Source organism: Salinarimonas sp. (genome assembly GCF_046292825.1).
Classification (GTDB): domain Bacteria; phylum Pseudomonadota; class Alphaproteobacteria; order Rhizobiales; family Beijerinckiaceae; genus Salinarimonas.
The window spans coordinates 1-11,479 of the sequence record NZ_JBKBQG010000070.1; the positions used below are offsets into that span (position 1 = coordinate 1).

Here is an 11,479-nt window from a genome sequence, read left to right on the forward strand (position 1 = left end):
AAGCTCCTCGTCCAGATCAACGCCGTCCTCGCCAGGGGCACCCCATGGGTCGAAAATGCCGCGTGAATATTAGTTGCTTCCCCTGCGCACGCTACGCGTGCTCCGGCCGGGGATGACACGGGGGAGCAGCCCCGACGGTGTCATCCCGAACGCCGAAGGCGATCCGGGACCCATATCCACGACGTCTCAGTCGCAGCCTGTAGGCTGCGTTTCTCCGACAAAGCCTGCCCAACGGCAGCAGAACGAGCGCGGCATGCGCGCTCGGACTTGTCGTCGCGGATATGGGTCCCGGGTCCGCTTCGCGGCCCGGGATGACAACCACCGGAAGAATCACAGACTGCCAGGGGAAGGAGAAGGCCGGGCCCCTTGGTCGCGGTCGCATCCGCCGATCACGACCCGTGGCTCGGACAGCCGGATCGAGCGACGCCCCCTCCCCCTTGCGCGGCGGCGGGCGGGCTCCCATCTTCGGCAGCGCTACAGCGCCGGGCCCCTCTGGCGGATGGCGGCGGGCGATGCCCGGCGCGGCCGCGATGTCGGAGCTGTTCCCCTCCTCGGAACAGCAGCCCCGGGCGCCCGCGCGCGCCGGGCGCTCGACCGAGGCGGGTCGCCCCGACCTCCTTCGAGACGCGCCACCATGCTCACACCCGTCCTCCTCGTCCTCGCCGGCCTCGTGCTCCTCGTCTTCGGCGGCGATCTCCTCGTGCGCGGCGCCGTCAAGGCGGCGAGCCGGCTCGGGGTCTCGCCCCTCGTGATCGGCTTGACCCTCGTCGGCTTCGGCACCTCGACGCCCGAGCTCGTCACCTCCGTCCAGGCCTCGCTCGCGGGCGCGCCCGGCATCGCCATCGGCAACATCGTCGGCTCGAACATCGCCAACGTGCTCCTGATCCTCGGCATCTGCGCGGCGATCGCGCCGATCGCCGTCGACCGGCGCGCGCTCGGCCGCGACGGCACGATCGCCCTCGCCGCCGCGGTCGCGCTCGCGCTCCTCGCCTTCGTCTGGCCGCTCGACCGGATCGTCGGCGCGGTCTTCGTCGCCGCGCTCGGTCTCTACATCTATTCCGCCTTCCGCCAGGAGGCCGCCGCCGGCCCCGATCACGGCGCGCTCCACGACAAGGCGATCGCGACGGAGGGCGTCGACGACGCGCTCGTGCCGGACCCCGGCGAGCGCGGCGGCGGGCTCGCCTGGCCGATCGCGACCGCGCTCGCGGGTCTCGTCGTCGTCGTGGCCGGCGGCGCGCTCCTCGTCGACGGCGCCACGACGCTCGCGCGCGCGATGGGGATCTCGGAGACGGTGATCGGCTTGACCGTCGTCGCCGTCGGCACCTCGCTGCCGGAGCTCGTGACCTCCGTCGTCGCGGCTCTGCGCCGCCAGACGGACGTCGCCTTCGGCAACATCGTCGGCTCGAACATCTACAACGTGCTCGGCATCGGCGGCATCACGGGCCTCGTCGCGCCCGTCGCGATCCCCGCGGAAGTGGCGACGTTCGACCTGCCCGTGATGGTCGCCGTGACGGTCGCGATGCTCGTCTTCGCCGCGACCGGCCGCCGGATCACCCGCCTCGAGGGCGGGCTGCTGCTCGCGGGCTACGCCGCGTATCTGTTCTTCCTCTGGCCGTCGTGACGTGATCGGCGCGAGACGATCCGCGGAAGACGACACGCGACGCCGACGCCCCCTCCCCCCGCGAAGCGGCGGGGAGGGTACGCGGCCCTCACCGCCCGCACTCGGCGATCAGGCGCTCGACGAAAGCCGCGCAGGCGACGAGCTGGTCCTTGGCGATCCATTCGTTCGCCTGATGGGCCTGGGCGATGGAGCCGGGGCCGACGATCACGGTCGGCACCTGCCAGATCTGCGAGAACAATCCGGCCTCCGTGCCGTAGGCGACCTTGGCGTGGTCGTTGCGGCCCGCGAGCCGCTTTCCGAGCGTGACGACGGGGGCGTCTGGGGGCGTGTCGAGGCCGGGGAAACCGGCATAGACCTCGAAATCGATGCCGGTCGACGGATCGACCGCCCGCATGCGCGGCTCGAGCTCGCGGCGGGCATAATCCTCGATCTCGGCGACGAGGGCGTCGGGATCGTCGGCGCCGATCGCGCGGATCTCGAACAGGATGCTCGCCACGTCCGGCACGATGTTGAGCGCGGTGCCGCCCGTGAGCACGCCGACATGGGCGGTGGTGTGGGGCACGTCGAAGGCGCCGTCGCGCGCGCCCTCGGCGGCGAGCCGGTCGGCGAGCGCGCGGATGCGGGCGACGAGAAGCGCTGCGAACTCGACCGCGTTGACGCCCTGCGGCGCGAGCGAGGAATGGCGCGTGAGGCCGCGCACCGTCACCTTCACCGAGCGCTTGCCCTTGTGGCCGACGACGACGCCCATCGAGGTCGGCTCGCCCACGAAACAGGCCATGGGCACGATGCCCTTCTCCGCTGCGAGGCGGCGCACGAGCGCTTGGGCGCCGACGCAGCCCACCTCCTCGTCGTGGGTGAAGGCGAAGTGGATCGGCTGCGCGAGCGGCGCCGCCGCCATCTCCGGCGCGAGCGCGAGGCAGACGGCGAGAAAGCCCTTCATGTCGCAGGCGCCGCGCCCGTAGAGGCGCCCGTCGCGCTCGGCGAGCACGAAGGGGTCGGTCTCCCAGTCCTGCCCGTCGACCGGCACGACGTCCGTATGGCCGGAGAGCACGATGCCGGGCCGGTCCGCCGGGCCGATCGTCGCCCAGAGATTGGCCTTCGTGCCGGTCTCGTCCGGGTAGCGCTCGAGCGCGAAGCCGAGCGGACGCAGGATGTCCTCCACATGGTCGAGAAGGGGGAGATTGGAATTGCGGCTCGTCGTGTCGAAGGCGACGAGCTCTTTCAGGCGCGCGACGACGCGCTCGTTGACGCTCATGATGATCTTTCCTCGCAGGCCGGCTTCCATGCCGGCGCGCTCATTCCACCGGGACGAGATCCGCCTGCTCGGTGCGCACGAAATCGACGAAGCGGCGGGCGACCGGCAGGTTTCCGCCGACCGCGGGGAAGATGAACGCGCTCTCGTACTCGATCTGCGGCACGAAGGGCCGGAAGGCGATCCTCGAGCCCGTCACGTAGGCGATCGGGAACGGGTTCACGACGGCGACGCCGACGCCCGCGCGCACCATCTCGGTGAGGAACTGGACGGTGCCGGCCTCCAGCACCGTGCGCGGCTCCACGCCGTAATCGGAGAAGGCCCGCTCGAGGCGCGCGCGCTGGGAGAAGCGCCGCGTCACCGCGATCAGCGGCGTGTCGCCGATATCGGCGGGCGTGACCTCGTCCTTGGCCGCGAGCGGGTGGTCGGCCGGCATCATCGCGTGGGCGATCGATTGTCGGAACGGCTCGGAGCGCACGCCGTAATGGCCGGCGGGCACGTCGACGACGCCGAGATCGGCGGTGCCGTCGGCGACCGCGCGAACGGCGTCCTCGGTCCGGCCGATCTCCATCTGGATGCGCGTCTCGGGCTCGACCGCGAGAAAGCGCACGACGAGGGGCGCCAGGAAGGTGTGGGCGATGGTCGGGGGCGCGAGAATGCGCAGGACCGCCCCCGCCGCCGGCGCGTTCGGCCAGCTCGCCAGGCGCTCGAGCGCGGCGAAGATCGGGGCGGCTTCGGCATCGAGGGCGAAGGCGTCGGCGGTCGGAACCAGGCGCCCGCCGTCGCGCACGAACAGGTCGCGACCGAGCCGCGCCTCGAGGGCCGCGATGGCGCGTGAGACCGCCGGTTGCGAAACTCCCAACCGCTGGGCTGCAGCCGTCGTCTTGCGCGTGGTGATGACGGCGTGCAGGACCTTGAGCTCGCGGACGCTGGGCCTCGACGAGCGACCGCTTTCGTCGTCGCTATCCGAATCGCGCATGTTTCTATTACCCCGGCTGATCAGGTTGCATAGTGACAATACCGGGTTCGAATATTAGCCTTGGCAGCGTCGCAATCAAGTCTGGTCCACGGGCCTGCGACGTGCTTGCATGATGCTGGCCGATTGCGGTAGCGCATCGGTCTTCGAGAGTCGGATCGAACCGATTCCGTAGAGGCTCCAGAGGAGAAGTTCATGACCACCAAGACTCGCCGCCTGCTTTTGGCGACAGTTCCGCTGGCTCTGATGATGGCGGCACCGGCTGCGGCCCAGACGCTGCGCATCGGGCTCGCGTCCGAACCTACCGCTTTCGACCCCCACTTCCACAATCTCGGCCCGAACAACCAGGTTCGGATGCATGTCTTCGAGGGGCTGACCAAGGCCGACGAGAACCAGCGCACGGTGCCCTCGCTCGCGACCGAGTGGGAAGCGGTGGACGATACCACCTGGGTATTCCGGCTGCGCGAGGGCGTGACCTTCTCCAACGGCAACGAGTTCACCGCGCAGGACGTGATCTACACGATCTGCCGCGTGCCGACCGTCGAGAACTCGCCCTCCTCCTTCACGAGCTTCGTCGCGGGCATCCAGTCGATCGAGGTCGACGAGAACGATCCGCTCACGATCACCTTCACGACGGACGGCCCGGTTCCGCTGCTGCCGACGAACTTCGCTTCGGTCGGCATCCTCTCGGCGGCCGTCTTCGGCGGCGAAGACGCCGTGTTCACGCCCGACGGCTGCGAGAACATGGGCACGCCCCCGCAGGTGAACGACTTCATCGATCCGGCGAACGCCGTCGGCACCGGCCCCTACAAGCTCGAGCGCTTCGTGCGCGGCGACCAGCTCGTCCTCGTGCGCAACGAGGACCATTGGGAGGGCACGCCGACCTGGGAGCGCGTCGTCAAGCGCCCGATCGCGAACCAGGGCGCGCGCGTCGCGGCGCTGCTCGCCGGCGACGTCGACGTCATCGAGACCCCGCCGATCCAGGATTTCGACCGCATCCGCGGCGCCGGCAACAAGATCGCCGAGGGCCTGTCCAACCGCGTGATCTATCTCCACCTCGACCAGAACCCCGAGGAGGGCCACGTCCCGCCGGGCGTCTCCGGCACCGACGGCAGGAACCCCTTCACCGACGTGCGCGTGCGCGAGGCGATCTCGATCGCGGTCAACCGCCAGGCCATCGTCGACCGCATCATGGGCGGCCTCGCGCTGCCCGCGGGCGAGCTCCTGCCCTACCCGATGTTCGGCACGACCGAGAACGCCCCCGTCGATCCCTACGATCCCGATCGCGCCCGCCAGCTCCTGGCCGAGGCCGGCTTCCCGAACGGCTTCTCGGTGACGCTGTTCACGCCCAACGATCGCTACATGAACGACGAGCGCATCTCGCAGGCGATCGCGCAGATGCTCGCGCGCGTCGGCATCGCGACGGACGTCGACGCGATGACGGCCTCGACCTTCTTCTCGCGCCGCAATCAGTTCGAGTTCGGCTTCTGGCTCGCGGGCTGGGGTGCGGCCACGGGCGAGATGTCGAGCCCGCTGATCGCGCTCGTCGCGACCCGCGATCCCGACACCGGCATGGGCTCGACCAACCGTCAGCGCTACTCGAACCCCGAGATCGACGCGCTGATCATGGCGGCGACCCGCACCGTCGATCCGGAGGCCCGCGAGGAGCTCCTGCAGCGCGCCTCGCGCATGGCGATGGACGATTACGGCACCATCCCGCTGCACATCGAGGTGACGCCGTGGGCCTTCGCGGCCAATCTCGAGCTCACCCCGCGCGCGGACCAGTACACGCTCGCGATGGACGTCGTCCCCGCGAACTGAGCCTGCAGGCACGAGACGGCCGGCGCGCGACCCCGTGCGCCGGCCTCTTCGCAAGTGTAGTCTTGCGTCCCTCGCCTCGAACGTCCCTTCGCGTCAACGCGAGGAAGGCCCGATGCTCGTTTACCTGATACGCCGTCTCGGGCAGTCCCTGCTCGTCATCGCCGTGATGGCGGTGCTGGTCTTCCTCGCCGTCTACGCGGTGGGCGACCCCGTCGCGATCCTCGCCAATCCGGAGGCCGACCAGGCCGAGCTCGACGCCATCGCCCGGCGGCTGGGTCTCGACCGGCCGCTCTGGGAGCAGTTCGGCATCTTCATCTGGAACGCGCTGCGGGGCGATCTCGGCCGCTCCTTCGTCTTCGCCCAGCCGGCGCTGACCGTGATCCTCGAGCGCATGCCGGCGACCCTCGAGCTCGCCTTCGTGGCGCTCCTGTTCTCGATGGTCATCGGCATCCCGCTCGGCGTGATCGCGGGGCTCAAGCCCGACAGCGTCGCCGGGCGCACGATCATGTCGACCTCGATCCTCGGCTTCTCGCTGCCGAATTTCTGGATCGGGCTGATGCTCATCCTCCTCTTCGCGGTGGAATTGCGCTGGCTGCCGGCGAGCGGGCGCGGGCCGACGACGGAGGTGCTCGGCGTCCATCTGTCGATGTTCACCTGGGACGGTCTGCGCCATCTCCTGCTGCCGGCCTTCACGCTCTCGCTCTACAAGGCCTCGCTCGTCATCCGCATCGCGCAGGCGGGCACCCGCGAGGTGATGCTGCAGGATTACGTGCGCTTCGCCCGCGCCAAGGGCCTCTCGCAGCGGCGCATCGTCTTCGTGCACGTCCTCAAGAACATGATGATCCCCGTCGTCACCGTGCTCGGCCTCGAGCTCGGCTCGATGATCGCCTTCGCGGTCGTCACCGAGACGGTGTTCGCCTATCCCGGCATGGGCAAGCTCCTGATCGATTCCATCAACCGCCTCGATCGACCCGTCGTCGTCGCCTACCTGATGCTGACGGTGTTCATCTTCGTGATCATCAATCTCGTGGTCGATCTCCTCTACGCGTTGATCGACCCGCGCGTGCGCCTCTCGCAGGGCAAGAGCTGAGGTGGGGCCGGCATCATGACCGACATCACGAGACCCGAACCCGCGCCGACCCGCGCCGCCGCGCCCGTCCCCGTCGCGCCCGTCGCCGCCCCGCCGCCCGCGCTCGAGCGCGGCGAGAGCCTGATGCGCCGCCATGCCGCCTCCTTCCTGAAGGCGCCGAGCGCGGTGATCGGCCTCGCGGTCCTCGTCACCTGCATCCTGGCCGCGATCTTCGCGCCCTGGATCGCGCCCCAGAACCCCTACGACCTCGCCACTCTGTCCATCATGGACAACATGCTCCCGCCGGGCGAGATGCTCGACACGGGGCGGATCGCCTTTCTCGGCACCGACGACCAGGGGCGCGACATGCTCTCGGCGATCCTCTACGGATTGCGCGTGTCGCTCTCGGTCGGCGCGGCCTCCGTCCTGATCGCGGCGATCATCGGCGCCTCGCTCGGCGTGCTCGCGGCCTATGCCGGCGGGCGCATCGAGAGCCTGATCATGCGCATCGTCGATCTGCAGCTCTCGTTTCCCGTGATCCTCGTGGCGCTCGTGCTGCTCGCGGTCTTCGGGCGCGGCGTCGACAAGGTGATCATCGCCCTCGTCGTCGTGCAATGGGCCTATTACGCGCGCACCGTGCGCGGCTCGGCGCTCGTCGAGACGCGGCGCGAATACATCGAGGCGGCGCAGTGCCTCGCGCTGCCGCGCCGGCGCATCGTCTTCCGCCATCTCCTGCCCAATTGCCTGCCGCCGCTGATCGTGGTCGCGACCGTGCAGATCGCCAACGCCATCGCGCTCGAATCGACGCTGTCCTTCCTCGGCGTCGGCGTGCCGGTGACGCAGCCCTCGCTCGGCATGCTGATCGCCAACGGCTATTCCTACCTCCTGTCGGGCCGCTACTGGATCTCGACCTTTCCCGGCGTCGCGCTCGTGATCGTCATCGTCGCGATCAATCTCGTCGGAGACCGGCTGCGCGACGTCCTCAACCCGAGGCTCTCGCGATGAGCGCGCCCGTTCTCGAGGTGACCGACCTCGTCGTCCGCTTCGCCACGCGCGAGGGCGTGCTCACCGCCGTCGACCGCGTCTCCTTCTCGATCGCCCGCGGCGAGGTGATGGGCCTCGTCGGGGAGAGCGGCTCGGGCAAGTCCGTGACCGGGCTCGCGATCCTCGGCCTCATCGATCCGCCGGGCGAGATCGCGGGGGGCTCGATCAAGGTGTCGGGCAAGGAGCTCGTGGGCCTGTCGGAGAAGGCGCTGCGGCGCGTTCGCGGCAAGGACGTCGCGATGATCTTTCAGGATCCGATGACGACGCTCAACCCGGTCCTGCGCATCGACACGCAGATGATCGAGGCGATCCGCGCGCACGAAAACGTCACCGAGAAGGCGGCGCGGGCGCGGGCCGCGGAGGCGCTCGCGCGCGTCGGCATCCCCTCCCCGCACGAGCGGCTCGCGGCCTATCCGGGCCAGTTCTCGGGCGGCATGCGCCAGCGCGTTGCGATCGCGACCGCGCTTCTCAACCGCCCGAGCGTGCTCGTCGCCGACGAGCCGACGACGGCGCTCGACGTCACGATCCAGGCGCAGATCCTCTCCGAGGTGCAGAAATTGTGCGCGGAGACCGGCACCGCGCTCGTCTGGATCACGCACGATCTCTCCGTCGTCGCCGGCCTCGCCGACAAGGTCTGCGTGATGTATGCCGGCCGCATCGTCGAGGAGGGGCCGGTCGCCGACGTGCTCGAGCGGCCGATCCATCCCTACACGTCGGGCCTCATCGGCTCGGTGCCGAGCCGCAACAAGCGCGGCGTGCCGCTCGCGCAGATCCCCGGCATGACGCCCTCGCTCGCCAAGCTCCCGCCCGGCTGTCCCTTCGCGCCGCGCTGCTTCAACGCGATCGAGCCCTGCCGCCACGATCCGCGGCCCGAGCGCACGCCCTTCGGCGAGAGCCGCGCCGCGCGCTGCCGCAACCCCCTGCTCGAGGGCGCGGGCCTCGCCGAGGCGCGCCCGGACGCTCATCCGGAGAGCCTCGCATGACGAGCCGCGCGCAAGCCGCCGACGGCAAGACCCCCGTAGACGGCAAGACCACGCCGATCCTGCGGCTCGAACACGTCCACAAGCGCTTCGTGAAGCGCCTCGACGTCGCCGAGAAGGTCGCGAACCTGTTCGGCGCCGGGCTGAAGGAGCAGGTCGTGCGCGCGGTCGACGACGTCTCCTTCGACGTCGCGCCGGGCGAGGTGATCGGCCTCGTCGGCGAATCCGGCTGCGGAAAGTCGACGCTCGGCCGCATCGTCGCCGGCATCCTCGCGCCGAGCGAGGGTCGCGTTCTCTTCGAGGGCAAGGACGTCGCGCGCATGTCGGGCGCCGAGCGCCGCCGCGCCGATCTCGCCGTGCAGATGATCTTCCAGGACCCGATGGCCTCGCTCAACCCGCGCATGCGCGTGCAGGAGATCATCGGCGAGGCCCCCGTCGTGCACGGGCTCGTGCCGGCGGGCAAGATGGAGGCCTATGTCGCGGCCCTGATGGAGAAGGTCGGTCTCGATCCGGCGCTTCGCATGCGCTACCCGCACCAGTTCTCGGGCGGCCAGCGGGCGCGCATCAACATCGCCCGCGCGCTCGCGGTCAATCCGCGCGTGCTCGTCTGCGACGAATCCACCGCCGCGCTCGACGTCTCGATCCAGGCGCAGGTGCTCAACCTGTTCATGGAGCTGCGGCGCGACCTGAACCTCACCTACGTCTTCGTGAGCCACGATCTCGGCGTCGTCGAGCACATCTCGGACCGCGTCGCGGTGATGTATCTCGGCCGCATCGTCGAGCTCGCCCGCACCGAGGACCTGTTCGCCGGCGCGAACCACCCCTACACGCAGGCGCTGCTCGACGAGGTGCCCCGCCTCGAGGCGAAGAAGCGCGCCTTCACCGCGCTCGAGGGCGAGATCCCCTCCCCGCTCGCCCCCCCGCCCGGCTGCCACTTCCACCCCCGCTGCCCCCACGCCTTCGCCCGCTGCAAGACGGACCGCCCGGCTCTGAAGCCGATCGGCCCGGGGCGCCTGTCGGCGTGCCATCTCAACGACGAGGGAATGTCGCGGCCGGGGAAGGTCGAGGCGGGGGTGTTGGGGGCGGCGTGAGGGGAATCAAATCTCCCCGGACCGCATCGCCCGCTCGGCCGCCCGCAACAGAAAGCCGGACCGCGACAGGCCGTGGTCCTGCGCATACCGGTCGACCCGCTCGAGCGCGTCTTCGGGGAAGGTCACGTTGACGCGCACCGCCTTGCGCTTGGCCGAAGGCGCCGGGATCAAGGCGACCACAGCCTCGCGATTGTCGGCGTCGCGCATGACCTCTTCCAGCGTGCTCGGCTCCGGCACGGCCTCGCCGTCTTCCACGAGTCCCTCGATGTGAAGCGCGAGCGCCTCCTCGGCCATCGCGCGCGCCTCGTCGAGCGTCTCGCCCGCGCTGATGCAGCCGGGCAAATCCGGAAACGACACGCCGTAGTCGCTATCTTCGGTCTTGTGGATCAAGGCGATGTAGTGAGGCATGGGGGTCATCTCAGCTTCAGGCCAGACTGCTTCTCGATGCCTCCAGCAGAGCAGCGATCACGTCCGCACTCTTCATCCGCCTTGCTTCCGCCTAGTGTGTATCGATATACATCGTCCTGGCGGCTGACGCCATCCGAAACCCACCCCACCCCGCTTCCCTCCCGCCCCGCGACGCGCTATTGCCATACCCGCGGGTCCGCGACGCGATCGGAAGGGTGGCCGAGTGGTTTAAGGCAGCGGTCTTGAAAACCGCCGTGGGGGCGACTCCACCGTGGGTTCGAATCCCACCCCTTCCGCCACTTGCCCTCGCGAAAGCGTTCTCCCGATCCGGCTTCGGCCGGATTTTCTCGTTGTTTTCGAGGGTTATGCGGGTGGAGCTGAGCACCGCCTCTGCCGGCGGGAGGCCTGAAAGCGGTCTCTAAGAGCCGATATTCTCCGGACCTCATGACTGCGCTGTTTTGGTGAATTTCCTCCAAGGCCATGATTTTACTGCGATAATAGTGCGCTAAACAATTGAGTTGGATCCCAGTCGCGACCGGACCAAATGGGACTGGGATCGGAAGTGAACTGCTCAACGCCTGCTCCAACCATTGCTTTCGCGCTCCGTGTCCGAAGCGCCCACTCAGTCCACTAGCCACTGAGGGGGCCGAGCTCGCCGTTCGCATAGTCATAGAAGTCGGGGTTGCGGATGGCCGTCACCTGCAACAGTTCGTCCAGCGCGTCGGAAATTGGCACTGCCGTGTCAGGCTCCCCGACGAGGTAGGCAGTGAAGTTGGCATGGCCAGAGGAGGCGTCCAGCAGAACGATGTACAGCCGCTCATACTGCTCATCCCGCCCTCCAGGGTCATCCCGCCCAGTAAACAGGCGGAGCCGGGTGTGAGCATTCAAGAATGTGGATCGGCGCCGGCCGGTGCCGTCAGTGGCGGCGCCCTGGTCAAGGAAGAAGAGCCCGCCCAAGACTGCGTAAGGAAAGCGCCGGTGCAGGGTGACCGCCTCGAACAGCATGTCGCCGCGTCGGTTGGTCAGGTTCTTCTGAAAATTCTTGGTGCGGCTGTCGCGGAAGTTTATGGTCTTGATGGAGATGCCGAGGATCAGCCCCGCCTCTTCCGTCGCCCATGTCACGTCGACCTTCTTAGCGCCGATGCCCCCTGCCATACGCCTCTCAGCTCCGGACGTGTCCAACTCCCCGGGCGGCGCCGGTCGGGCACCCTTCAAGC

Annotated in this window: 9 protein-coding genes, 1 tRNA gene and 1 pseudogene; 7 read left to right on the forward strand and 4 right to left on the reverse strand. The window is 69.1% G+C overall.

Annotation, left to right across the window (positions count from 1 at the left end; all coding sequences use genetic code 11):
- Positions 1-634 precede the first annotated feature (634 nt).
- Positions 635-1,621, forward strand: coding sequence for a calcium/sodium antiporter (locus ACK4UM_RS19935; protein WP_409802593.1), 987 nt, complete (start codon positions 635-637; stop codon positions 1,619-1,621).
- Between the two features lie 88 nt (positions 1,622-1,709).
- On the opposite strand, the gene argE is transcribed toward ACK4UM_RS19935, so the two are convergent.
- Complete coding sequence (argE, locus tag ACK4UM_RS19940) at positions 1,710-2,876, reverse strand: acetylornithine deacetylase (protein ID WP_409802594.1); 1,167 nt, start codon at positions 2,874-2,876, stop codon at positions 1,710-1,712.
- Between the two features lie 40 nt (positions 2,877-2,916).
- Positions 2,917-3,852 (reverse strand): LysR family transcriptional regulator, encoded by a 936-nt coding sequence (locus ACK4UM_RS19945; RefSeq protein WP_409802595.1) that lies wholly within the window; start codon positions 3,850-3,852, stop codon positions 2,917-2,919.
- Positions 3,853-4,044: 192 nt separating this feature from the next.
- On the opposite strand from ACK4UM_RS19945, the gene ACK4UM_RS19950 reads away from it, so the two are divergent.
- From ACK4UM_RS19950 to ACK4UM_RS19970, 5 genes are all read left to right on the forward strand, one after another.
- On the forward strand, positions 4,045-5,670 hold the full coding sequence (locus tag ACK4UM_RS19950; RefSeq protein WP_409802596.1) for an ABC transporter substrate-binding protein: 1,626 nt from the start codon (positions 4,045-4,047) through the stop codon (positions 5,668-5,670).
- Positions 5,671-5,782: 112 nt separating this feature from the next.
- On the forward strand, positions 5,783-6,760 hold the full coding sequence (locus tag ACK4UM_RS19955) for an ABC transporter permease (protein WP_409802597.1): 978 nt from the start codon (positions 5,783-5,785) through the stop codon (positions 6,758-6,760).
- 123 nt (positions 6,761-6,883) lie between these two features.
- Positions 6,884-7,744, forward strand: coding sequence for an ABC transporter permease (locus ACK4UM_RS19960; protein WP_409802601.1), 861 nt, complete (start codon positions 6,884-6,886; stop codon positions 7,742-7,744).
- Positions 7,741-8,766 (forward strand): ABC transporter ATP-binding protein, encoded by a 1,026-nt coding sequence (locus ACK4UM_RS19965; protein ID WP_409802598.1) that lies wholly within the window; start codon positions 7,741-7,743, stop codon positions 8,764-8,766. The genes ACK4UM_RS19960 and ACK4UM_RS19965 overlap by 4 nt, the downstream gene beginning before the upstream one ends.
- Positions 8,763-9,854, forward strand: coding sequence for an ABC transporter ATP-binding protein (locus tag ACK4UM_RS19970; RefSeq protein WP_409802599.1), 1,092 nt, complete (start codon positions 8,763-8,765; stop codon positions 9,852-9,854). The genes ACK4UM_RS19965 and ACK4UM_RS19970 overlap by 4 nt, the downstream gene beginning before the upstream one ends.
- Before the next feature lie 6 nt (positions 9,855-9,860).
- On the opposite strand, the gene ACK4UM_RS19975 is transcribed toward ACK4UM_RS19970, so the two are convergent.
- The gene (locus ACK4UM_RS19975) at positions 9,861-10,262 is read right to left on the reverse strand and encodes a type II toxin-antitoxin system HicB family antitoxin (RefSeq protein ID WP_409802600.1); all 402 of its coding nucleotides are present in this window, start codon (positions 10,260-10,262) and stop codon (positions 9,861-9,863) included.
- Positions 10,263-10,471: 209 nt separating this feature from the next.
- On the opposite strand from ACK4UM_RS19975, the gene ACK4UM_RS19980 reads away from it, so the two are divergent.
- Positions 10,472-10,561 (forward strand) — tRNA-Ser (locus ACK4UM_RS19980).
- Between the two features lie 331 nt (positions 10,562-10,892).
- On the opposite strand, the pseudogene ACK4UM_RS19985 reads toward ACK4UM_RS19980, so the two are convergent.
- A pseudogene (locus ACK4UM_RS19985) lies at positions 10,893-11,479 on the reverse strand (hypothetical protein); the annotation flags it as partial.

What these genes read in the sequence shown, in the direction of transcription:
- ACK4UM_RS19935 (WP_409802593.1), top strand. Translation starts at nt 635, where the DNA reads ATGCTCACACCCGTCCTCCTCGTCCTCGCCGGCCTCGTGCTCCTCGTC.
- argE (WP_409802594.1), bottom strand. Translation starts at nt 2,876, where the DNA reads ATGAGCGTCAACGAGCGCGTCGTCGCGCGCCTGAAAGAGCTCGTCGCC.
- ACK4UM_RS19945 (WP_409802595.1), bottom strand. Translation starts at nt 3,852, where the DNA reads ATGCGCGATTCGGATAGCGACGACGAAAGCGGTCGCTCGTCGAGGCCC.
- ACK4UM_RS19950 (WP_409802596.1), top strand. Translation starts at nt 4,045, where the DNA reads ATGACCACCAAGACTCGCCGCCTGCTTTTGGCGACAGTTCCGCTGGCT.
- ACK4UM_RS19955 (WP_409802597.1), top strand. Translation starts at nt 5,783, where the DNA reads ATGCTCGTTTACCTGATACGCCGTCTCGGGCAGTCCCTGCTCGTCATC.
- ACK4UM_RS19960 (WP_409802601.1), top strand. Translation starts at nt 6,884, where the DNA reads ATGCGCCGCCATGCCGCCTCCTTCCTGAAGGCGCCGAGCGCGGTGATC.
- ACK4UM_RS19965 (WP_409802598.1), top strand. Translation starts at nt 7,741, where the DNA reads ATGAGCGCGCCCGTTCTCGAGGTGACCGACCTCGTCGTCCGCTTCGCC.
- ACK4UM_RS19970 (WP_409802599.1), top strand. Translation starts at nt 8,763, where the DNA reads ATGACGAGCCGCGCGCAAGCCGCCGACGGCAAGACCCCCGTAGACGGC.
- ACK4UM_RS19975 (WP_409802600.1), bottom strand. Translation starts at nt 10,262, where the DNA reads ATGCCTCACTACATCGCCTTGATCCACAAGACCGAAGATAGCGACTAC.